This window comes from Candidatus Planktophila sp., assembly GCF_044348745.1.
Taxonomy (GTDB): domain Bacteria; phylum Actinomycetota; class Actinomycetes; order Nanopelagicales; family Nanopelagicaceae; genus Planktophila.
Genome location: NZ_JBIKSG010000015.1, coordinates 1 through 22,471, shown reverse-complemented (window position 1 = coordinate 22,471; position 22,471 = coordinate 1). Strand labels below are relative to the sequence as shown.

At 46.5% G+C, this 22,471-nt stretch carries 25 protein-coding genes; 7 read left to right on the top strand and 18 right to left on the bottom strand.

Features of this window, described 5'->3' with window-relative positions; genetic code table 11:
• Positions 1-1,866: 1,4-alpha-glucan branching protein GlgB (glgB, locus tag AC9UH7_RS03880; RefSeq protein WP_509595320.1), on the top strand; the 1,866-nt coding region annotated here is incomplete at its 5' end.
• On the opposite strand, the gene AC9UH7_RS03875 is transcribed toward glgB, so the two are convergent.
• The 3 genes from AC9UH7_RS03875 to AC9UH7_RS03865 are packed head-to-tail and all read right to left on the bottom strand — an operon-like array spanning position 1,853 to position 5,131.
• On the bottom strand, positions 1,853-3,031 hold the full coding sequence (locus AC9UH7_RS03875) for an MFS transporter (RefSeq protein ID WP_509595317.1): 1,179 nt from the start codon (positions 3,029-3,031) through the stop codon (positions 1,853-1,855). The genes glgB and AC9UH7_RS03875 overlap by 14 nt on opposite strands.
• Positions 3,031-3,891 (bottom strand): co-chaperone YbbN, encoded by an 861-nt coding sequence (locus AC9UH7_RS03870; protein ID WP_509595314.1) that lies wholly within the window; start codon positions 3,889-3,891, stop codon positions 3,031-3,033. Before AC9UH7_RS03870 ends, AC9UH7_RS03875 begins: the two co-directional genes overlap by 1 nt.
• 13 nt (positions 3,892-3,904) lie before the next feature.
• Complete coding sequence (locus AC9UH7_RS03865) at positions 3,905-5,131, bottom strand: DUF4032 domain-containing protein (protein ID WP_509595311.1); 1,227 nt, start codon at positions 5,129-5,131, stop codon at positions 3,905-3,907.
• 84 nt (positions 5,132-5,215) lie between these two features.
• On the opposite strand from AC9UH7_RS03865, the gene AC9UH7_RS03860 reads away from it, so the two are divergent.
• Positions 5,216-6,334, top strand: coding sequence for an AI-2E family transporter (locus tag AC9UH7_RS03860; protein WP_509595309.1), 1,119 nt, complete (start codon positions 5,216-5,218; stop codon positions 6,332-6,334).
• Here the strand turns inward: AC9UH7_RS03860 and AC9UH7_RS03855 are convergent.
• The gene (locus AC9UH7_RS03855) at positions 6,331-7,041 is read right to left on the bottom strand and encodes an alpha/beta hydrolase (RefSeq protein WP_509595307.1); all 711 of its coding nucleotides are present in this window, start codon (positions 7,039-7,041) and stop codon (positions 6,331-6,333) included. The two genes, AC9UH7_RS03860 and AC9UH7_RS03855, sit on opposite strands and share 4 nt — an antisense overlap.
• A 38-nt stretch (positions 7,042-7,079) precedes the next feature.
• On the opposite strand from AC9UH7_RS03855, the gene AC9UH7_RS03850 reads away from it, so the two are divergent.
• Positions 7,080-8,567 carry an aldehyde dehydrogenase family protein gene (locus AC9UH7_RS03850; protein WP_509595304.1) on the top strand — a complete coding sequence of 496 codons (1,488 nt, stop codon included), beginning with the start codon at positions 7,080-7,082 and terminating at the stop codon, positions 8,565-8,567.
• Between the two features lie 9 nt (positions 8,568-8,576).
• On the opposite strand, the gene AC9UH7_RS03845 is transcribed toward AC9UH7_RS03850, so the two are convergent.
• Positions 8,577-8,894 carry an Rv1322 family protein gene (locus tag AC9UH7_RS03845; protein ID WP_509595302.1) on the bottom strand — a complete coding sequence of 106 codons (318 nt, stop codon included), beginning with the start codon at positions 8,892-8,894 and terminating at the stop codon, positions 8,577-8,579.
• Between the two features lie 30 nt (positions 8,895-8,924).
• Here AC9UH7_RS03845 and AC9UH7_RS03840 point away from each other — a divergent pair, with 30 nt between their 5' ends.
• The 3 genes from AC9UH7_RS03840 to AC9UH7_RS03830 are packed head-to-tail and all read left to right on the top strand — an operon-like array spanning position 8,925 to position 11,113.
• Positions 8,925-9,776: an ABC transporter ATP-binding protein gene (locus AC9UH7_RS03840; RefSeq protein WP_509595299.1), complete on the top strand. Its 852-nt coding sequence runs from the start codon at positions 8,925-8,927 to the stop codon at positions 9,774-9,776.
• Positions 9,769-10,563, top strand: coding sequence for an ABC transporter permease (locus AC9UH7_RS03835; protein WP_509595296.1), 795 nt, complete (start codon positions 9,769-9,771; stop codon positions 10,561-10,563). Before AC9UH7_RS03840 ends, AC9UH7_RS03835 begins: the two co-directional genes overlap by 8 nt.
• Entirely contained in the window at positions 10,556-11,113 is a 558-nt protein-coding gene (locus AC9UH7_RS03830; protein WP_509595294.1) for a hypothetical protein, read from the top strand. Before AC9UH7_RS03835 ends, AC9UH7_RS03830 begins: the two co-directional genes overlap by 8 nt.
• Here AC9UH7_RS03830 and AC9UH7_RS03825 read toward each other — a convergent pair.
• Complete coding sequence (locus tag AC9UH7_RS03825; RefSeq protein ID WP_509595291.1) at positions 11,110-11,682, bottom strand: cob(I)yrinic acid a,c-diamide adenosyltransferase; 573 nt, start codon at positions 11,680-11,682, stop codon at positions 11,110-11,112. The genes AC9UH7_RS03830 and AC9UH7_RS03825 overlap by 4 nt on opposite strands.
• 28 nt (positions 11,683-11,710) lie before the next feature.
• Between AC9UH7_RS03825 and murA the strand changes: the two genes are divergently transcribed.
• Complete coding sequence (gene murA, locus AC9UH7_RS03820; protein WP_509595288.1) at positions 11,711-12,970, top strand: UDP-N-acetylglucosamine 1-carboxyvinyltransferase; 1,260 nt, start codon at positions 11,711-11,713, stop codon at positions 12,968-12,970.
• 3 nt (positions 12,971-12,973) lie between these two features.
• On the opposite strand, the gene AC9UH7_RS03815 is transcribed toward murA, so the two are convergent.
• The 12 genes from AC9UH7_RS03815 to glyA all read right to left on the bottom strand — a co-directional run.
• Positions 12,974-13,225: a F0F1 ATP synthase subunit epsilon gene (locus AC9UH7_RS03815; RefSeq protein ID WP_509595286.1), complete on the bottom strand. Its 252-nt coding sequence runs from the start codon at positions 13,223-13,225 to the stop codon at positions 12,974-12,976.
• Positions 13,226-13,231: 6 nt separating this feature from the next.
• Positions 13,232-14,659, bottom strand: coding sequence for a F0F1 ATP synthase subunit beta (atpD, locus tag AC9UH7_RS03810; RefSeq protein WP_509595283.1), 1,428 nt, complete (start codon positions 14,657-14,659; stop codon positions 13,232-13,234).
• Positions 14,659-15,573 carry a F0F1 ATP synthase subunit gamma gene (locus AC9UH7_RS03805; protein WP_509595280.1) on the bottom strand — a complete coding sequence of 305 codons (915 nt, stop codon included), beginning with the start codon at positions 15,571-15,573 and terminating at the stop codon, positions 14,659-14,661. The genes atpD and AC9UH7_RS03805 overlap by 1 nt, the downstream gene beginning before the upstream one ends.
• Before the next feature lie 3 nt (positions 15,574-15,576).
• Complete coding sequence (atpA, locus tag AC9UH7_RS03800) at positions 15,577-17,217, bottom strand: F0F1 ATP synthase subunit alpha (RefSeq protein WP_509595278.1); 1,641 nt, start codon at positions 17,215-17,217, stop codon at positions 15,577-15,579.
• Between the two features lie 12 nt (positions 17,218-17,229).
• Positions 17,230-18,057: a F0F1 ATP synthase subunit delta gene (locus AC9UH7_RS03795; protein WP_509595276.1), complete on the bottom strand. Its 828-nt coding sequence runs from the start codon at positions 18,055-18,057 to the stop codon at positions 17,230-17,232.
• 41 nt (positions 18,058-18,098) lie between these two features.
• A complete protein-coding gene (locus AC9UH7_RS03790; RefSeq protein WP_509595274.1) occupies positions 18,099-18,629 on the bottom strand; it encodes a F0F1 ATP synthase subunit B in 531 nt (176 codons plus the stop codon).
• Between the two features lie 31 nt (positions 18,630-18,660).
• Positions 18,661-18,864: an ATP synthase F0 subunit C gene (locus AC9UH7_RS03785; protein WP_445821085.1), complete on the bottom strand. Its 204-nt coding sequence runs from the start codon at positions 18,862-18,864 to the stop codon at positions 18,661-18,663.
• A 65-nt stretch (positions 18,865-18,929) separates the two neighbouring features.
• On the bottom strand, positions 18,930-19,718 hold the full coding sequence (atpB, locus tag AC9UH7_RS03780; RefSeq protein WP_509595271.1) for a F0F1 ATP synthase subunit A: 789 nt from the start codon (positions 19,716-19,718) through the stop codon (positions 18,930-18,932).
• A gap of 97 nt (positions 19,719-19,815) precedes the next feature.
• Positions 19,816-20,004 carry a hypothetical protein gene (locus tag AC9UH7_RS03775; protein WP_509595269.1) on the bottom strand — a complete coding sequence of 63 codons (189 nt, stop codon included), beginning with the start codon at positions 20,002-20,004 and terminating at the stop codon, positions 19,816-19,818.
• A complete protein-coding gene (locus AC9UH7_RS03770) occupies positions 20,004-20,441 on the bottom strand; it encodes a Cg1360 family ATP-synthase-associated protein (RefSeq protein ID WP_509595266.1) in 438 nt (145 codons plus the stop codon). The genes AC9UH7_RS03775 and AC9UH7_RS03770 overlap by 1 nt, the downstream gene beginning before the upstream one ends.
• Positions 20,438-21,517, bottom strand: coding sequence for a glycosyltransferase family 4 protein (locus AC9UH7_RS03765; protein ID WP_509595263.1), 1,080 nt, complete (start codon positions 21,515-21,517; stop codon positions 20,438-20,440). The genes AC9UH7_RS03770 and AC9UH7_RS03765 overlap by 4 nt, the downstream gene beginning before the upstream one ends.
• Positions 21,518-21,526: 9 nt before the next feature.
• Positions 21,527-22,471, bottom strand: a 945-nt coding sequence (gene glyA, locus AC9UH7_RS03760; protein WP_509595260.1) for a serine hydroxymethyltransferase, incomplete at its 5' end; no start/stop codon positions are given.

The following is a 22,471-nucleotide window of genomic DNA, read 5'->3' as shown; positions in this document are numbered from 1 at the left end:
GCGTCATTTTTAAATCCTCACTCCTCACTTGGTGAGTTAGATCTATACCTAATCGGAGAAGGCCGCCATGAACAGCTCTGGAAAGCCCTTGGAGCGCAAGTAAAGCGTGATGAGACAGGAGCATTGCTAGGCACTGCTTTTTCTGTGTGGGCACCAAATGCCCAAGCCGTTTCATTAATTGGTGACCATAACTACTGGGATCGCAATACACATCAGATGTATCGCAATGGAACCTCAGGAATCTGGGAGATTTTTGTTGCTGATATAGCAGCTGGTACAAAGTACAAGTTTGCTATTTGTGGAATTGATGGTCGATGGGTCGATCACGCCGATCCAATGGCTCGCGCAACTGAAATTCCACCACTTACTGCATCTGTGGTTGAAGAGTCAACATATTCTTGGAATGACCAAGCATGGATTCAAAAGCGTTCAGAATTTCAGTCTTGGCGATCTGCTGTGTCTGTATATGAAGTTCATCTTGGTTCGTGGAAACTCGGGTTAAGTTATCGAGAATTAGCGGTCGAATTAGTTGACTACATCAAAGAACAAGGCTTCACGCACGTTGAGTTCTTGCCTGTTACTGAACATCCCTATGGGCCATCATGGGGATATCAAGTCACATCCTTCTTTGCCCCAACTTCTCGGTTTGGCTCTCCCGATGAATTTAAGTTTCTAGTTGATGCTCTACACAATGCTGGAATTGGCGTCATCCTGGATTGGGTTCCTGCACACTTTCCCAAAGATGAATGGGCGCTGGCAAAATTTGATGGCACTGCTTTGTATGAGCACGCAGATCCGCGCTTAGGCGAACACCCAGACTGGGGCACACTGATTTTTAACTTTGGTCGCAATGAAGTTCGCAACTTTTTAGTGGCAAGTGCTTTGTATTGGCTGACCGAATATCACATCGATGGATTGCGTGTAGATGCTGTTGCATCCATGCTATATCTGGATTATTCACGCGAAGAAGGTCAATGGCTTCCAAATGTCAATGGGGGCCGTGAGAATCTGGAAGCGGTAAAGCTATTGCAGGAAGCCACCTCTACCGCCTATAAAACGCACCCAGGAATCATGATGATCGCTGAAGAATCAACTGCTTGGTCAGGGGTTACAGGAGATACATCAAATGGCGGGCTTGGATTCGGCTTTAAGTGGAACATGGGCTGGATGCATGACACTTTGCAATATTTGCAACACGAACCGATTCACCGAGTCTTCCACCACAATGAATTAACTTTTTCAATCCTCTATGCGTGGAGTGAAAATTTCATGTTGCCGTTAAGTCATGACGAAGTTGTTCATGGCAAAGGTCAGCTAGTCAATAAGTTTCCAGGTGATCGTTGGCAAAAAGTTGCCACATTACGTGCTCTATATGGATTCATGTGGGCCCATCCTGGTAAGAAGTTGCTGTTCATGGGAAGTGAGTTTGCCCAAAATGATGAGTGGAGCGAAAGTGCAGGACTACAGTGGCACTTAACAGAGTATGCAGAGCATCAAGGAGTTCAAAGAGTTGTTGCTGATCTGAATTCACTCTACAAACAAACCGCTGCACTCTGGGAAAAAGATACTAACCCTGAGGGGTTTAGTTGGTTAGTTAACAATGATGGGGCTGCAAATGTAGTCGCCTTTACTCGCTGGGATGATCATGGTTCACCACTTGTGAGTGTTACTAATTTTTCACCTGTGCCTCATGAGAGTTATCAGCTTCCATTTCCAACAGCAGGCACTTGGACGGAAATGCTAAATACAGATGATTCAGCATATGGAGGAAGTGGCGTTCGAAATGATCAAGTTGTGGTCAGCGAATCACAAATTGCAACAGTGCGAATTCCGCCACTTGCAACTGTCTGGTTTAAGCGCTCTTAAAAATCTTTGAAAAATAAGGAACAAGAAGCAACATAACTCCAGGAATACACAAGGCAATAGATAAAGTTGTTGCCTCTGCCGTCCACGCAATAACCCAACGCATGACAAATACTAAACAAATGTTAATTACCCCGATTTGTCCTATTACTACGCTGGCCGGAAACCGTGATCTGGAGTTAGCTGCATTCATCATGCTGGGTCCGAGGAAGGATGAACCAATGCCTGCCACCGAGAAGGAAATCGAAAGAATTATGATGGTAAGGGTGTGGTTTTTTGTGCCTAGGGCACTTACCGCCACAATGCCTGCAATAAATGAAACACCTGAAGTCAATGAGGCAGCCCGAGTCAGATATTGCATCGAATAGCGAGGTAACAAGCGGTGGAAGTTTAAACGTCCAATAATCATCGTTAGCGTAAAGAGAATAAATGGCAGTGTGTGGATTCCGCTAAGAATTCCCATGTCTTCTTTCAGGAAAATTGCTGACCAATCTCCCACCGCAAACTCCAACATGATCGCACACAGCAGGCCGCCAGAAACTAGGACGTCAAAGTTAAAACCCTTGAATGTTTCGCTCAACTTTAAAGCTGAATCTGGATTTTCATTTGGCTTGAGCAGGTTTGGAGACATACTACTAATCGTGCGCAACATAATTGCAAGGCACAAAATTGAAAGTACCGCGATGTGTGCTTCAATCGAAACTAAATCAACCAGAATGCCTGCGATGACAGAGGTAATCAGTGCCCCTGAGCTCCAGTATCCACTGAGTAAGGTAATAACCTGTTTCTTATTTCTATCCTGAAAGTTAAAACCTTGCGAGTTGATTGAAATATGAAATGCAGAGATTCCTGCGCCTTGAATCATCATGGAAACCAAAAAGATAAGTGAAGATGTTGTGTGGCTCAATACGATGATGCTCAGCGAAAAAACAACTGTTGCAATCTGCATTATTAGTCGTGCGCCATATTTGTGGACAAGATGCCCAACTGTTAAAAGTGCGAAAGCGTTGCCGATGGCTCCTAAACTGATGAGTGAACCGAATTCGCCATTAGAAAGGCCTAGGTGCGCTTTTACCTCGGGAAATCTGGGAACCCAACTCATGATCGAGAGGCCAAAGAGAAAGAAAATCACCTTGAGGCCATTGAGTTCTTTTTCCTGGGTCAGCATCAGAAGAGCGCGCTGGCTAACTCTTTACGGGCTGCGGTTAGGCGTGGATCTGATGGATCAACCAAAGAAAACAAATTAAGTAGATGGTTTTTAACCTTAGCGCGATCATCGCCCGTGCTTGCTCTAACGGCAGATAGAAGGCGCGCAAAAGCTGCTTCAACTCCCCCATTTACTATTTCTACATCCGCCGCCTTCATTTGCAAATCGATATTAGATGGCTCAGCTGCAGATTCAGCAACTACAGCGTTTAGATCTAGGCCCTCTGTTCGTATCAATAGTTGAGTTTGTGCAAGACCAAGCTTTGCTAAAGTTTCAGCAGGTTTTCTTGCCAACCATTTTTTATATGCTGCTTCAGCTGCGATGTAGTCACCTGATTCAAGTGCCTCCATTGCTTCCATCTCTTCTGGCTCAATCTGTTCCACAGGTGCTTGTCCGATTCCCTGCTCAGATGACAGAGTCAAAACCTTATCTATGACCATTTTGACCTGCGCTTCAGGATAAGACTGTTCAAAAAGTGGAACCATTTGTTCTGCAATTATCGCAACTGCAAATGGAACGGACTTAGTTTGAAAGGCCTGAGCAACTTCTGGGTTGGCATCCACATCAACGCGTGCAAATGAAAATGCCACCTTGTAATCGTTTTCCAATTTTCCAAGAGTTTTAACCATCTCGATAGATTCAGGACTACGAGGGCTCCACATTAAAATAATGACTGGCCGAACTAGTGACAATGGCAAAATCTCGGTACTTAGATTTTCAACAGTGACCTGTATGCCGGGCATTGGTGTGGATGGATCTACCTTTGGTTTAGTAATTGAACTTAAATCAAAGGCTTGCCCAAAATTAGGTGGCAAACTCATGGTGCCATCCTATCTATGAAAGAACTATGTCCACGCCTGAGTCGCGTCGCAACGGCAAAATCTCCGCGCAGTAGTTATCTGCTGCTTCTTCTAACCCCACGTCATACCCTGCTTTTTCACTTAAATACCAGCGATTTTCAAGGATTTCATGGAACATCTGAGCCCGCTCTACGCGACCTCGCATATCTGCTGGCACTCTAGAAATAACTGTTTCAAAAACTTCCACCAACCATTGCTTGGCCATGGCATTTATTGAAATATCAGGTTTGTTTTCTCTAGCCCTATATCGATCAAAGGATGCAAGCAATCTCTTTGCTTGCAGCTCTTCGGTTTCTAATCCCATTAAATCGCGCAAACGTTGGGTGTGATATCCAGCTGCAACTAATTTGGGTTGGAAGGAAAGCATTTGTGTGTCACCATCGATTGTTACAGCAACTTCTTCAACAGCAAATCCAAGATCATGTAGCTGACGCATTGCACGCTCTACCGCATGGCGATCTTTTGGATCCAATAATTGTGGTTCTTTGAGAGCGGCCCAGATTCTGCGATAGCGGCGAATCACTGCTTCTGCTGCGCGAACTGGATCCATGCCAGGATACAAAACTCCAGAAAGTGAAAGATCTTCAAGTTCAGCGGCAACATTGAAATGAACTATCTCCAGATCATGTTCGCGTTGCCCATCACTCAAACTTTTTTGAAATTCTCCCGTTTCGGCATCTACCAAATAGGCAGCAAATCCTTCTGCATCCCGTCGAAACAATGTGTTTGACAAAGAGCAGTCGCCCCACCAAAAGCCCAGAAGATGTAATCGAACTAAAAGCAATGCAAGTCCGCTTGCCATCATGGTTATCTCATTAGCAGTCACAGCACCAGAGAGAACAACTCGATACGGAAGTGAGTACGGTAAGAATCTAGTGACAATCGCGCAAGGAAGCTCTTCGCCATTTGCATCGGTTCGTCCTTCAACCACAGCTACTTGCTCAACACACGGGGCATTCATCTGTGACAACTGGCGCAAAATCACGTATTCACGATTGGCGAACTCTGACACCGTTTCCTTAACCGCATAGACCTCGGCGTCGGGATTGTTACTGGCTCTGACTAGGCGCACCACGTGCCTAGAAATACCTCGTTTTTCAGCAAGGATTGGGTCTTCTGGCCACTCCTCCAAAGGCAAGTGCCAAGGTAGGCCAGTGACCGAGGCGATCTCCTCGCCTAAGCCTGTAATCCGTAACGCCATGGGAGATATTCTCTCTCATAATTGTTACCAGAACATGAACACCACGTCTCAATATGAGTGATGTAGGCACTTTAGAATAGATTCATGGCAATTACCCAAAGAATCAAGAAAGCAACTACCCGTACCCCAAAAACACCTGTTGATTATGGAATTTTGGGAAAGCCAATCAATAGAGCCAATCCTTTTTACTTCGGGTTTATCGCAACTCTTGGGGCACTAACCGCAATAGTTTTGATGCGGGCACTTGCAAGCACCAGCCAAATATTTGTGTTGATTTTGATTGCCTTGTTTCTCGCAACTGGATTAAACCCAGCCGTTGAGGCATTGAGAAAGCGGGGCTTATCTAGAAATTCAGCCGTTGCGGCTATTTTCTCATCAGTAATTCTCTTTGTAATTTTCTTTGCCTTTGTCGTGATCCCCCCTGTTATCAGTCAGGGAACCACTTTGATTAATACTGCGCCGGCTTTGCTACAGGATTTGATGCAAAATGAGACGATCAACAAGCTAAATAATCAATTTGGTCTAATCGATACTTTGCAGACAAAACTAAAATCAATTACCTCCGATGGAACACTTTTGATTTCGACATTTGGTGGTGTGATTGGTGTCGGAAAGTCTGTACTCTCAGGATTCTTTACTGCTGTAACAATCTTGGTGCTAACTTTGTACTTCATTACATCTTTGCCACAGGCTGTTGATCTAGGACTTTCACTCGTTCCTGCAAGCCGTCGTGAACGTGTGGGCGTTTTAACCCACGCGATAATTGCACGTGTTGGCTCTTTCGTGGGAAGTCAGATTTTGATTGCAGCAATGGCTGCTGTCTTTGTTGTTATCTTAGCTTTCGTCCTAGGCATGCCTTCCCCAGTAGCAATTGGAATGATTGTCTTGGTCGCCGCGTTAATCCCACTCATTGGCCACTTTTTGGGGTGTGGCATTGTCACTTTGATTGCACTTACCCAATCTGTCTGGATTGGAGTTATCGCCTTCACCGCATACGTCGTATATGTGCAAATAGAAAACTACGTCGTGACACCAAGAATCATGAAGCGAACCCTTTCAGTACCTGGTGCAGTCACAATCATCGCAGCCCTGATTGGTTCTTCCTTACTGGGGCTAGTTGGAGGCTTGTTAGCGGTGCCTGTAGCGGCATCTATCATTTTGATTCTTGATGAAGTGGTTATTCCCAGGGCAAATAACAGTTAAAACTCGACTGGAAGTGGCTCCTGATCACCTATCACAATGCTTCTTATTTCAGATAAAACTCTATGGACAGATGGCTCGCCAATCCATAAATGCTTAGCACCATCTACTGCAATGATTTTGATTGTCGGAACAACGCCAAATCGTTGGTAGGCCGCATCTGGCTTTAGGTAATCATCATGTTCTGGAATTAATGCTGTAATCGGACGTGGGTCATGATTCCAATACTCAAGTTGCTCTTGTGTTGTTGTCCGCAATGGCGGGCTAAGAAGGATTAATCCTTTATGCCGTGGGTCTTTTGCATGTTGCAGGGCTAAGTCTGTTCCAAAAGACCAACCAGTTACCCAGAGATTTTCTAGTTGAAGGACATCAAAACAGTAGGAAAGCATGGCTTCAACATCAAAATGTTCAGCCTTACCATTATCAAATGTTCCAGTACTACTTCCCGCCTCACTGGTTGTGCCCCGGGTATTGAATCGAACAACAGTTATCCCTGCCATCGCCGGTAATCGGTTGGCAGCTTTTTTGTAAACATGGCTATCCATCATTCCGCCAGCGGTTGGCAGTGGATGCAAGCACAGGATTGCCCCTTTGGAACTGCCGATCGGTGCTGCAACTTCCCCAATTAAATCAACACCATCAACTGTTTTTACGTGGAACGGAGTGCGAGTGGCTTCAAAGACGCTACTAGATCTAACTACCTCGCTCATACTTCAAATCCTATCTATACCCGACTAGGCTTATTCACATGGCCACTACTTCAAGAGCTGCTAAAGCATTTAATTCTTTTAACCCCGTTAACGGTGAGGTTATAGGCGCTTATCCCATTCAAACAGTGAAGCAAGTTTCAGAAGTAGTTGCTCACGCGCGGCATGCCAGTACTGCATGGGTGAATTTAGGTTTTTCAGGTCGCAAGAAAGTCCTTTTGTCTTGGAGCAAATACATAATCGATCATGTTGACCAAATTGCGGCACTTGTTTCTCTTGAGACCGGCAAGCCAGTTAGCGATGCAAAACTTGAAGCTTCATTGGCGGTAAGTCACATCGGCTGGGCTGCAAGACATGCAGAGGACATTATGCGCACCTCATATCGTGCACCAGGTGCTTTAATGGCAAATATGTCTGCAACAGTTGAAAGATCACCTGTTGGAGTGGTCGGTGTAATTGGTCCTTGGAACTACCCAATCTTTACACCTGTCGGATCTATTGCATACGCCTTAGCAGCAGGTAATACCGTTGTGTTCAAGCCAAGTGAGTACACGCCAGGAGTTGGTGTGTGGCTTGAAGAAAGTTTCAATTCCGTTGCACCTTTTGCAGACATCTTTACAACAATCACAGGTCTAGGCGAAACGGGCAACGCATTGTGCACGAGTGCGATTGATAAGTTGTCTTTCACTGGCTCAACACGGACAGCCAAATTGGTGGCAGCAGCATGTGCTGCACATATGACTCCTGTTGTTCTGGAGTGTGGTGGTAAAGACCCAGTAATTGTTGCTGCCGATGCAAACCTAGATCGCGCAGTGGATGCAACTATTTGGTCAGCCATGGCTAATGCTGGGCAGTCCTGCATTGGTGCTGAACGTGTTTATGTTGATGAAACAGTAGCTGAAGCCTTTATTGCTAAGGCGGTTGCACTTGCCGAGAGCATTCAAGCAGGTGCACCTGGTACTGGAAACTACGGTCCTGCAACGATGCCTTCACAGATATCGGTAATCTCTTCTCACATTAAGGCTGCCATTAAAGATGGAGGGTGCTTTGCCTACGGTTCTTTAAAGTCAGTGCAAGCACCATTTGTTCAGCCTGTTATTTTGGTTGATGTGCCTGAATCTTCTGCAGCTGTTCGTGAGGAAACCTTTGGTCCGCTCATCATCATCAATCGCGTAGCAAGTATGAAAGAGGCAATAGAACTCTCTAACGCATCACGATACGGCTTAGGTGCCAACATCTGGTCCAAGCGTCAGGGTAAGAAGATCGCTTCCCAGTTGCACTGTGGAATGGTGGCAATCAATTCAACATTTTCTTTTGCAGCAGTCTCATCTGTTCCTTTTGGTGGCGTGAAAGATAGTGGTTATGGGCGTGTGCATGGACCCGAAGGATTACTTGAATACACCTATCCACGCACAATTGTTCGTACTAGATTCAATATTCCACTGAAGTTTTTGAGTTTCAAGCGTCGCGCATTTGACGACAAACTTGTTGTTAAAGCTACAAAGTTTTTGAAGGGTCGACTAGGTTAAAAATCTGAACTAAAAGCGAGGTGCGTTACGAGTGCGCTCTGTGTTTGGACGACGCTTATCTTTCTTTGCCCAACATGCGGTATGCCAATGTCGTCGACCATCTTCATCGTATTCAAGCCAAGCAACAACATGCGGAGTTGCCAGTGGGATTAACTGATCGCATCCTGGGCAGCGATAAGGCTTTGTAGAACCAGAACCAGTTAATCGGCGCACAATATAGGTGCCATCACTATGTTCTTCTCTGCTCTCACCAGTGGATGCAATATTGATTTCCCGAGGTTCTTCAGGCTTAACCCGCTTCTTGGGGTAGTTTCTCCGCGGGCTCACAGGAGTATTTTCTCATAGTAAAGTAACCATATGAGCCTCATCGAAGTAAAAGGGCTGAAGAAAAGCTATGGCGATGTTCATGCCGTGCGCGGGGTTGATCTCACAATCCAACAAGGTGAGATTTTTTCCCTGCTGGGTCCAAACGGTGCAGGTAAATCAACAATCGTAGAAATTCTTGAAGGTTTTAGGACTCGGGATGCCGGAACTGTTTCAGTGCTGGGATTTGACCCACAATCAAAAGGTCAAGAATCCCGATTATGGCGAAATCGCATAGGTATCGTCTTACAAAACTCAACTGATGCAGGCGACCTTACGGTTTTAGAAACAATAGATCACTTCAGCGGTTACTACGCTAATCCTCGTCAAGTAGATGAAGTCATCCACGCCGTTGGTTTAGTTGAAAAACAAAAGGCCTTGATTAGAAACCTCTCAGGAGGCCAGCGCCGTCGCTTAGATGTTGCACTCGGAATCATTGGAAATCCAGAGCTGTTGTTTTTAGATGAGCCAACTACCGGTTTTGATCCTGAGGCCCGCCGCTCATTCTGGGCGCTCATTCAAAATCTACGAGGCCACGGAACCACAATTGTGCTCACTACCCACTACTTAGATGAGGCTGAAGCTTTAGCCGATCGAGTAGCGGTGATTAACAAGGGCGTAATCATGGAAATTTCAACGCCTAGCGAACTAGGTGGACGCGCAACAGCAAAGGCCACAGTTTCCTGGCGAGATGGTGAAGTAACTAAATCTGAACAATCAGATAATCCAACGGAGTTAGTCGCCAAACTCTCATCTCACTTTGCCGGCGAAGTTCCTGAGTTACTTGTCTCCAGACCCTCTCTTGAAGATATTTATCTTGAAATGATTGGAGGCACGCATGAATAAGATTCCAAGCGCGCTTTCCTTAGGCATTCGCCGTGGAGGCTTAGAAATTCGCCAATTCGCACGTCAGCGGGAATCTGTTGTCTTTACCTTACTTTTTCCAGTTATTTTGCTAGCTATTTTTGGGTCAGTTTTTAAAGACACAATTGCACCCGGTGTGACCTTCTCGCAATACTTCCTCGCTGGAATGATTGCCTCAGGTTTAGTAAACACAGGTTTTCAGGCACTAGCAATCACAATTCCATTAGAGCGTGACTTTGGCGCACTCAAGCGCTTACGCGGAACGCCGATGCCTGCTTCTAGCTATTTCATCGGTAAAGCAATTCTTATTTTCGTCAGCATGGTCATTCAAATTCTTTTGTTGCTTGGCTTTGGAATCTTGTTTTTTGGCGTGGAACTTCCAACTGATATCAATAAATGGATCACCTTCACTTGGTTGGTTCTTTTGGGTAGTGCCTGCTCAACAGCGCTTGGTATCGCATTTTCGATTGTTCCTAAAAGTGGAAGAGGAGCATCAGCGGTCGTCTCTCCAATTGTTATCATCTTGCAATTCTTCAGCGGTGTTTTCTTTGTCTTCACGCAACTACCCACCTGGATGCAACAATTTGCCGCTATTTTCCCCTTGAAGTGGTTGACCCAAGGAATGCGCTCAGTATTTCTCCCAGACTCTTTTGCTAGTCAAGAAGTAGCTAAGAGTTGGGAAACAGGCAAGACCGCTCTAATTCTTTTAGTGTGGTTAGCAATCGGAATCTACTTTAGTGTTCGCAAATTTAAGTGGGATCGTGATTAAGAGAGTAATCGCGCTGCTTTTGGCGCTATTGATGTGTATGCCAATAGCTACCGCTGCTCCTGTGACATCTTTGGCTAAAGCAAAGCCAACTTTGACTCCATCGCCATCTCCAACGTGGCCACCTAAAGGATTTACAAAGAGCAAAGATGGAAATACTTTTGTAAAGATTCCGACAGCAAAAGAGCTAGTAGGACTGGCTTCGAATGACAAGGCATTAACTAGAGCCCTGGCTCGGAGTATTGATGGTGTTCCAGTCTGTGAAAAGTATTCGTGCGGGGCAGTTCAGGTTACGTCTTTAACTGGTTGCACCTGGTGGGTAGTGACTGCAAATATCAAAGGTCCAATCTCGCAAGAGGACAAAACCTTGAAAGTCTATGGGACCGTTCGAACAACTATTGGAGAAACCGGGGCAAAGAAATACTCAACCATTCTGCTTGTGAGTGGCGAGCCCATTGAGTTGCGACATTTTGTAACAAACATCAAGGCTTCATGCAGAAAAGATGTTCCAAATGAAAAAGTTCCTGGAACTACTTACACCCTTGCTCCTTAGCGATTAGCTCCTGGAACCCAGAGTTGATCTCCGATTTCTTTATTTGCATAACGCGCAAGAACAAAGAGAAGATCTGAACAGCGGTTTAAATACTTTGCGGTTAATGGATTTACGCCACCACCGAAAGCATGGATTGCTGCCCACGTACGACGCTCTGCTCGACGAACAACAGTTCGTGCAACATGTAGGTGCGCAGCCGCTGGAGTTCCTGAAGGCAAAACAAAAGAGCGCAAGGATTCAAGATCAGAGTTGAAGTGATCGATCTGTTCTTCTAGATAAATAACTTGAGATTCCAAAACACGTAGTGGTTCGAAAGCTGGAGAGTCAACAACTGGGGTGCAAAGATCCGCACCGACATCAAATAAATCATTTTGGATACGCACTAACAAAGCACGAACCTCATCAGTTAATTCATCGGTTGAGAGCACAACACCGATCGCCGAATTAGCTTCATCAACTGTGGCATAGGCTTCAAGGCGAGGGTCATTTTTGGATGTGCGACTCATATCCCCCAAAGAAGTTGTTCCGTCATCGCCAGTCTTTGTGTAAATGCGCGTTAAATTAACCATGTGCCTAGCCTATAAGTAGACTGCCGCTATGGCATCCCACGATCGCTTCCGCATAGTTGGCGGAACCTCCCTGCGCGGAGAAGTCTCCGTAACAGGTGCCAAGAACTCGGTTTTAAAGCTTATGGCAGCCTCTTTGTTGGCTACTGGCACAACAACCATTCGCAACGTGCCTGACATCGCTGACGTTGACATCATGGCCGATCTTTTGACCCGTCTTGGTTGCACAGTGGTGCGTGGGGCAGACACAGTCACAATTACAGTCCCCCAAGAACCTGCCCACCGTGCAGATTACGACTTGGTGCGAAAGATGCGTGCATCCATCAACGTACTTGGTCCCTTAGTGGCCCGTGTTGGTCAGGCAGATGTTGCACTACCTGGCGGAGATGCAATTGGCTCTAGAGGTTTAGATTTTCACATCAAAGGACTTGAAGCGTTAGGTGCAAAAGCCCACATTGAACATGGTTATGTAATTGCAGAAGCCCCTCACGGTTTAAATGGAGCACCTGTTGAATTAGATTTTCCAAGTGTTGGCGCAACTGAAAACATCATGACCGCTGCAGTCTTGGCAAAAGGAGTAACAACTATTGATAACGCTGCTCGCGAACCAGACATCGTGGACCTTGGTGAGTTCCTCATTTCCATGGGTGCAAAGATAGAAGGGCTTGGATCTCCACTCATCACAATCACAGGCGTTGAACTCCTGCATCCAACAGATCACACCACAATTACTGATCGCATCATCACTGGAACTTGGGCCTTTGCTGCTGCGATGACCCGTGGAGACATCACAATCCATGGCGCCCGTCCTGAACATCTTGAACTTCCTTTAGAAAAATTAGCATCAGCTGGTGCCATTATTACTTCAACTCCAGATGGGATCCGTGTAAAGATGGATGTACGCCCACAAGCAATTGATGTTGCAACACTTCCCTATCCGGGTTTCCCAACCGACTTACTTCCTATGGTTATTGCCCTGAACTCTGTGGCAGATGGACATTCATTGGTAACTGAAAATGTCTTTGAATCCCGCTTCATGTTTGTTAATGAATTGAGTCGATTAGGTGCTCAAGTAAGCGTGGATGGCCATCATGCTTCGATTACAGGCGTAGAAGAGCTATCTGGCGCACCCGTTGAAGCCCACGATATCCGCGCAGGTGCAGGATTAATCTTGGCCGCACTTGTTGCCGAAGGTGAAACAACCGTTGATCAGGCTTTCCACGTGGATCGCGGGTATCCAAATTTTGCTGAGCAGTTACAAAGCCTTGGAGCTCAAGTCACTAGGGAGTAACTCTTAATTTACCGATTCAGTAAGAATTGAGACTCGGTTGTTTGAAACAGATAAGAATCCACCAGATACCTTGAACTCTGTCGTGGTTCCGTCGATCCCAAGAATGCTTACTTGACCGTCGACTAGTACCCCAAAGAGTGGTGTGTGATCGGTGAGAACACCAATGTCACCTTCGACAGTGCGAGCAGAAACAGATTTTGCTTCACCCGACCATACCCGCGCAGTTGGAGATACTAGTTCGACTTTAAATGTCATGATCGATTACTTCGCCAAGCTTGCTGCTAGTTCAGCTGCGTTGCGCTCAACATCTGCAAGACCACCACACATGAAGAATGCCTGCTCTGGAATGTGATCGTACTTTCCATCTGCAAGTGCTTCGAATGCTTCGATTGTCTCTGAAAGTGGAACGAATGATCCGTCGATTCCGGTAAACACCTTCGCAACGAATGTGTTCTGTGAAAGGAAGCGCTGGATGCGACGTGCACGGCCTACTAGTACGCGGTCATCTTCTGACAATTCATCGATACCAAGAATTGCAATGATGTCCTGTAGATCCTTGTAACGCTGCAAGATCTGCTTGATGCGGTTAGCAACACGGAAGTGGTGCTCACCGATATAGCGTGGATCCAAGATGCGAGAAGTTGAGTCAAGTGGATCCACGGCTGGGTAGATACCAAGCTCTGAAATCGGACGAGACAACACTGTTGTTGCATCTAAGTGGGCGAAAGTAGTGTGTGGCGCTGGGTCTGTAATATCGTCAGCAGGAACGTAAATTGCCTGCATAGATGTAATTGAGTGACCACGTGTTGATGTGATGCGCTCTTGTAGTTGACCCATTTCATCAGCCAATGTTGGCTGGTATCCCACAGCAGATGGCATACGTCCTAGAAGTGTTGAAACCTCAGAACCTGCCTGTGTGAAACGGAAGATGTTGTCGATGAACAGAAGAACGTCCTGCTTTTGAACATCGCGGAAGTACTCAGCCATGGTCAGTGCTGACAATGCAACACGAAGACGCGTTCCAGGTGGTTCATCCATCTGACCGAACACTAACGCCGTCTTATTGATAACGCCGGTCTCTGTCATTTCAAGGAACAAGTCGTTACCTTCACGAGTACGCTCACCAACACCGGCGAATACAGACACACCACCGAAGTTTTCAGCTACACGGTAAATCATTTCCTGAATCAAAACAGTCTTACCAACACCGGCACCACCGAATAGACCGATCTTTCCACCCTTTACATACGGTGTGAGTAGATCGATAACCTTGATACCTGTTTCAAACATCTCAGTCTTAGATTCCAACTGATCAAATGCTGGTGCATCACGGTGAATTGGCCAACGCTCTTTAATGTCGAGTGAAGAGGTTGGAACATCCAGTGATTCGCCAAGTGTGTTGAACACGTGACCCTTTGTTACATCACCAACAGGAACCGAGATCGGTGTTCCTGTATCAGAAACTTCTGCGCCACGGACCATTCCATCCGTTGGCTGCATTGAGATTGCGCGCACGAGGTTATCGCCAATGTGTTGAGCAACCTCGAGTGTCAAGGTACGAGTAGTACCTGACATGGTTGTCTGCACATGTAGCGCATTAAAGATCGCGGGCATTGAGTCGGCTGGGAATTCAATATCCACCACCGGTCCGATAACGCGCGCTACGCGGCCATTTTTTGAGTTCGACATCATTCACTCCCTGCACTAGCTGAGGCCAACGCGTCTGCGCCGCCAACAATTTCACTGATCTCTTGGGTAATTTCGGCCTGACGAGCCGCGTTCGCAAGTCGGGTAAGCGACTTGATTAGATCATCAGCATTGTCAGTTGCTGACTTCATTGCGCGACGGCGAGCTGCATGCTCTGAAGCTGCAGATTGCAACATCGCGTTAAATACTCGAGCCTGGATGTAACGAGGCAGGAGTGCGTTAAGCACAACCTCAGAACTTGGCTCGAATTCATACATTGGTAGCAATCCAACAGGTGCTGGTGCTTCGCTTTCAACAACCTCTAGCGGAAGCATGCGCTTTGCCATGGCGTTTTGAATAAGCATTGACTTAAATTCTGTAAAGACGATGTGGATTTCATCAACACCATTGATATCTGTTTCAGAATCTGCAACGAATGCCTCGATCAGAGCATCTGCAACTTTGCGTGCATCCTCATATGTTGGGTTATCAGAAAAACCTGTCCACTGCCCTGCAATCTGACGCTCGCGGAACTTGTAGTACCCGACAGCTTTACGTCCAACAAGATATGGCTTTACTTCAAGTCCACGTTCACGAAGAAGAGCAGTTAACTGCTCGCCTTCCTTAATTGCGTTATTTGAATACGCACCAGCCATCCCGCGGTCTGCAGAGATAATCAAAATCGCTGCTCGCTTTGGATTCTCATTAGCAGTTGTTAAAGGATGATCTGTTGAAGAGTAAGAAGCAACTGCAGAAACAGCACGGGTCAACTCATTTGCATAAGGAGTAGACGCTGCAACCCGTTGTTGCGCCTTAACAATACGAGAAGCAGAGATTAACTCCATTGCTTTCGTAATCTTTTTAGTCGCTTTAACAGATCGCATACGTCTGCGATAAATGCGGAGTTGGGCACCCATGAGTTACTTCTTCACCGCCGGAGGAACGAACTTTGTGATTTGTTCTGCTTCTTCCCCATCAAGGGCTTCAGCTGGTGCCTCATTGAGAGCATGTGTTGCTGATGATTTGAATTGCTTCTTGAAAGCTGCAACAGCTTCAGTCATCTTTTCAATAGTCTCATCATCTAGCTGCTTGGTCTCAGAGATAACAGTGTTGATCTCTTTGCGTTCGCGCGCAATAAAGTCCAGAAGTTCTGCTTCAAAGCGACGAATATCAGCTACTGCAACATCATCAAGCTTTCCAGTTGTACCGGCCCAGATTGAAACGATCTGACGTTCCAATGAGTATGGTGAGTACTGACCTTGCTTGAGGAGTTCAACCATGCGTGCACCGCGCTCTAGCTGAGCCTTTGATGCAGCATCTAGATCTGAACCGAAAGCAGCAAATGCTTCTAGTTCACGGTACTGAGCAAGGTCAAGACGCAAACGACCAGCGATCTTCTTCATCGCCTTTGTCTGTGCAGAGCTACCTACACGAGATACAGAAACACCTACGTTGATCGCTGGGCGAACACCGGCGTTAAACAAATCTGTTTCGAAGAAGCACTGACCATCAGTAATCGAAATAACGTTTGTAGGAATGAACGCAGAAACGTCATTTCCCTTAGTTTCGATGATTGGCAAGCCGGTCATAGAACCGCCACCTAATTCATCTGAAAGCTTTGCGCAACGCTCTAGCAAACGTGAGTGTAAGTAGAAAACATCGCCTGGGTACGCTTCGCGGCCTGGTGGACGACGAAGTAGAAGTGAGACTGAACGGTAAGCCTCAGCTTGCTTTGATAAATCATCAAACACGATTAATACGTGCTCGCCCTTATACATCCAGTGCTGACCGATTGCAGAACCAGTGTAAGGAGATAGGTACTTGAAACCTGCTGGATCTGATGCAGGTGAAGCAACGATTGTTGTGTACTCCATTGCACCGGCTTCTTCGAGTGCGCCCTTTACTGCAGCAATCGTTGAACCCTTCTGACCAATAGCAACATAAATACACTTAACTTGCTTCTTCTTATCGCCAGATTTCCAGTTTTCCTTCTGGTTAATAATTGTGTCTACTGCAACCGCTGTTTTACCGGTCTGGCGGTCACCAATAATGAGCTGGCGCTGTCCGCGACCAATAGCTGTCATCGCATCGATCGCCTTGATACCAGTTGCAAGAGGCTCTTTCACAGGTTGGCGCTGAACTACAGAGGGAGCCTGTAGTTCAAGTGCACGACGTGCTTCAGCTTTGATTTCACCCTTGCCATCAATTGGATTTCCAAGTGCGTCAACAACGCGACCTAGGAAACCATCACCGACTGGTACCGAGAGAATTTCACCAGTACGACGAACAGATGTTCCTTCTTCAATTCCTGTTGTGCTACCCAAAATAACGGTACCGATTTCGCGGACGTCTAGGTTGAGTGCGAGGCCGAGTGTGCCGTTTTCAAACTGCAGCAACTCATTTGCCATTGTTGATGGCAACCCTTGAACGCGTGCGATTCCGTCGCCTGCTTGGCTTACGGTTCCGACTTCGTCGCGAGCTGCAACGCCTGGATCGTATGACTTAACGAAGTTCGCTAAGGCACCCTGAATTTCTTCAGAATTGATCTTTAGGTCTGCCATGTGTTTCTCCCTTTATTTGCTTCCGGCAAGAGCGCGTGCGGCCCCCGCCAAACGATTTGAAACTGAACCATCAACTATTTCATCTGCAAACTTCACTGAAACCCCACCAATAACGGAAGGATCAATTTCAATGTTAATTCGAACTGGTTGCCCAACCTTGCTTGTTAGAGATGTTGCAAGACGATCTTGCTGTGCTTGGGTCAGTGGCGTAGCCACGCGAACCAATGCAATAACACGATTACGACGTGCAGCAAGTGCCCATTGATAATCAGCAAAAGCTGCTTCGATGCTGCGACCTCTCCATGCATTCACCATTTGTGAAACTAGCTTCACGGTTGAACTAGATGCATTCTTGAGTACTTCAGCAACCAAGGCTGCCTTTGCATTCGTGGCATCTGATGTGACCGCCTTGCGCAGCTCTGTTGAACCTGCAAAAGCAGTCGCGGCTGTGAACATCTCATCTTCAACACGATCGAGTTCGCCGGAGATATTGGCAGCTGATGCCTCCGCTTCAATTGCCAACTGCTCAATAACTTGTACTAAATCCTTAGCTCCAGACCAACGAAGTGCAGAAATCTCAGTCAATAGACCAAGTGCTGCTGCTCCCACCTTTGAAGCCAATAGATCCTTGATAAATGCACCCTTAGCCTGAGCATCACGTGATGGATCAGTAAGTGCGCGGCGTACAGCGATATTGGATCCCAAAACATCGGCGATAAAGAAAAGTTCGGCACTCAAAGATGAAGCTGCTTGCGCATCAACACCCTTAACTGCGGCATCAAGTGCGGTGCGGGCAGCCGACAATGACTGACGACTGCTGCCTCCGAGATGAGCTCTCATTTTTCTTTCTCTCTACTTCTACTTGTAATTCTTGCTTCGGATTACTTTGATTTTTCTAGATCTTCAAGGAAACGATCAACGATGCGTGACTGACGCGCCTGATCATCTAATGCTTCTCCAACAATCTTTGAAGCTAGTTCAACTGCTAGCGCGCCAACTTCATTACGAAGTGATGTCACCGCTTGTTGACGCTCTGCTTCAATTGAGGCGTGAGCTGCAGCAGTAATTCGTGCTGCTTCTTCCTGTGCCTTTGTGCGAAGCTCTTCCAGAATTGCTGCTCCTTGTGCACGTGCTTCCTCGCGAATTGTCTGCGATTCAGCTTGTGCCTTTGAGAGTTGCTCCGTGTACTGAACAAGTGCTTCGGCAGCTTCTGCCTGAGCCTTCTCAGCACGTTCGATTCCGCCTTGAATTGCTTCTGTGCGAGCAGTGAAAGCTTTCTCGAACATCGGAACAACCTTGCGGCGCATTACTAAGTAAAGCAAACCGAAAGCGATGAAGCCGACAACAATTTCAGCTGTGTGAGGCAAGAGCGGATTAGGCGCTCCCTCTGCTGCGAGCAATGAGAATGACATCTGTATTCCTCTAGCTAGTTATCGAATATTTTTATAGAACGAATGCGAGTACGAGACCGAACAGCGCAAGTGCTTCAGCCATAGCAAATCCTAGGAATGCGATTGGCTGTAGAACGCTGCGTGCCTCAGGTTGGCGTGCAACGCCATTGATATATGCAGAGAAGATCATTCCAACTGCAAGTCCTGGTCCAATTGCTGCAAGACCGTAACCGACGAGGTTGAGTGTGCCTGTCATTTTTCTTACCTTTCCGTTGGTATTTCTAGTAGGTGGTACTTGTTTGTACTGCTGTGGAACTCTAGTTAGTGCTCGTCGGCAAGTGCGCCGCCGATATATAGGGCTGTTAGCAGGGTAAAGATATACGCCTGCAAACATTGGACAAGAAGTTCAAAGAAGGTCAGTGCGATTCCAAATGCGAATGCAAATGGACTAACCAGCTTTAACCCAATAGCACCTTGGAGTAGATGTTCTCCACCCAAGATAAAGATCATGAGCAGCAAGTGCCCAGCAAACATGTTTGCGAACAAACGGAGAGAAATTGTGAGGGGACGAACGATTAAGTAGGTCGCAACTTCAATCGGTGTCAAAAGAATATAAACAGGCTTTGGAACACCAGGCATGAACAAAATGTCCTTGAGGTATTTAACAATTCCATGGTGACGAATTCCTACGTAGTGGAAAACTACGAAGGTAATTATTCCGAGCACATAGGCAAAACTGATGCGAGACATTGTTGGGAATTGCAACATCGGAATAATTCCGAACCAATTGTTTACCAAAATGAATGTAAAGAGCGTGAATAGATATGGCACGAAGCGCATAAATTCATGCCCAATGATTTCTTTTCCAAGATCATTTCGCACGTAGGCGTAAACAGATTCACCAGCGAATTGAAGCTTTGAAGGAACAATCGCAGCTTTGCGTGAGGCCATTAAGAAAAACACAGAAAGAAGAACAACTGAAAGTAGAACTAAGAAAATTGGTTTTGTTGTGAACTCGTTGTCCCCAAAAATGGGAGGCAAAACAAAGTCTTTACTACTTGGCGGAACAAACTCGTTGCCTTCTGCACGAAAGCTAGTAATCGAGCGCACGCATACTCCTCATGAGTTAAAAGGGGTTGTTCTTCGGGCTTACCCTATGGGGAAAAGATGACTTGGGTGAAATCGAAATTCTGTGGAATTGGACTCTTTATTCGCGTCCAAAGCGGAGCCAGACTAGGTAGAGGGCAGCGCCCATTCCCAGGATTAGCCCAGAGGCCAGGAAGTAGCCCGTTCCAAGCCAAGCATCTAGCCCGTAGCCGACTCCACCCCAGAACAAAGGTCCGGAGAGCAGATACCCAACGATGGTCCAGGCTGCGCCATCATTTGTGCGGCTCATCAGATCTCCTCAGGTGGGGTGGGGGCTTTCTCGGGCAGGGGTAAATGTATGCGCAATTTCATGTAACTGGCAATCTCCCCGCCCAGCCAGCTGAGGGAGAGCAGAATTGCTGCAACACCAAAACTGGTCCTATTGATGGCTTCGCGATCGGTATAGGTAGTTAGCACCCAGAGAAAAACACCAATAAGCAACAATTTGGTCGTATAGGAAAAAAGAGCCAGACCCATGGTTGATAAGGGATCTAGATTCTTAGAAAGTTTTGAGACCCACAATGTCACCGCAAAAAAGATCACGACAATGAATTGAGCAAGAAAGGCCCCATAGAGGCCAGGTAACCCTGCAAGGGCGAATGAGGCAACTATCGAAACAACACCTGTTATTACCGTTGGAATCAAAGCGCCGCGAAGCAGTTGCATCTCATTACTGGCTTTTTTCATGCTTTGACCTTTTTCTTTGATTTCATAACTACCGCACTTGATAGTGCAAAGAACAGGGCAGTTAGAACAGCCACCCACCATGGCGCAAAGGCCAAAACTGTGACAGGAAATGCAATTGTTGCAGTCCACAGATAGACAATCAAAACAGTTTGACCTGTTGAATTGCCTGCCTTTAACAAACGGTGATGCAAGTGCAAATTATCTGGTGCAAAGGGAGACTTACCAGCTTTTACACGGCGAATGACTGCCAGGAGTAAATCTAAAAATGGAATTGCAAGCACGGCAAATGGAAGCAAAAGTGGTAACAGGGTTGGCCCAAGTTTTTCAGCCGAAATTGCATTGGGATCAATCTGGCCAGTTAGGGTAATTGCTGAAACAGATAGCAAAAGACCCAATAACATCGATCCGCTGTCGCCCATAAAAATCTTTGCTGGACTCAAGTTATGTGGCAAGAATCCAATGCAAATACCTATTAATACCGCTGTTATCAGTGATGGTGCGCCAGCACGGCTAAAGCCATAATCAACTGCCAACAGGTAAGCAAATGCGAAAAATGCAATTCCAGATATAGCGACAACCCCAGCGGCAAGTCCATCCATTCCATCAATGAAATTAACGGCGTTGATTACAACTAGCACAATCAAAACAGTCAGTAGCTGCCCGATGCTTGGTGGCAATGTAATGACACCGTTAATCGGTAGCCATAAAATCTGGATACCGTAGAGCAGCAAAATGCCTGCAGTGAAAACTTGGCCAGCTAGTTTGGTGAGGGCATCTAATTCAAAGCGATCATCTGCCATACCAAGCAAAACAATTGCAGTCGAAGCCAGTAAAACTCCTTGCGCTTCCTGCCCCACTGATTTTCCAACAAGTGGCAGATTATTAACGATCAAAAAGGTAAGGGCCATGGCCGCCAACATCGCCACCCCGCCCCAACGCGCGGTTGGAGTGCTGTGAATGTCTCGCTCACGAATTTTGGCAACTGCCCCGAATCGAAGCGCCTGCGTGCGAACTATGGGTGTAATTAGATAACACAAGGCTGCTGAAATCAGCAGGGTCACTAAGTACTCGCGCATTACTAGGTGTTATGCCTGGTAAATAGGAAAGCGAGAAGTTAGTGCATGTACCTCTGACTTAATAACAGCATGTGTTGCTGCATCATCAGTTTTGATGGCACGTGAAATCAAAGTTGCAATCTGCTTCATCTCCTCAACACCCATGCCTTGGGTAGTTGTGGCAGGTGAACCAACCCGAATACCGCTTGTAATTCCTGGCTTCTCTGGATCATAAGGAATTGAGTTTTTGTTCATCACGATTCCGGCAGCTCCGCAACGCTCATCAGCAACTTTGCCTGTGACCCCAGTGCTTCGAATATCCATAAGTGCTAGGTGTGTTTCAGTACCGCCAGAGACTGCGCGCATGCCTTCTGTTTCAAGTGCTGCTGCAAGTGCTTTTGCATTCACGATTACATCTTTTGCATACTTTTGATAGGCAGGTGTTGCGCACTCTGCGAGCGCAATTGCTTTTCCGGCAACTGCAGACATGATTGGACCACCTTGCATCCCAGGAAAAACAGCCTTATCAATTGCGGCAGCATGTGCAGCCTTTGCCAAAATCATTCCACCGCGAGGCCCGCGCAAAACTTTATGCGTTGTAAAGGAAACTACATCTGCATATGGGACAGGTGAAGGAATTGCTTTACCGGCAACTAAGCCAATGAAGTGAGCAGCATCTACCCACATTATCGCTCCAACCTCGTCACAAATTTCGCGGATCTTTGCAAAATCAACAAGTGATGGATAGGCCGTTGCACCTGAACAAATCATCTTCGGCTTTGTGCGAATTGCTTGGTCACGAAGCTCGTCGTAATCAATTAACTCATTATCTTGACGAACACCATATGACTCGATGTTGAACCACTTACCTGAAAAGTTAACTGGAGAACCATGAGTTAAGTGACCACCATGTGCCAAAGACATTGCAAGAACGGTGTCTCCTGGCTTGGTAAATGCTTGATAGACCGCAACATT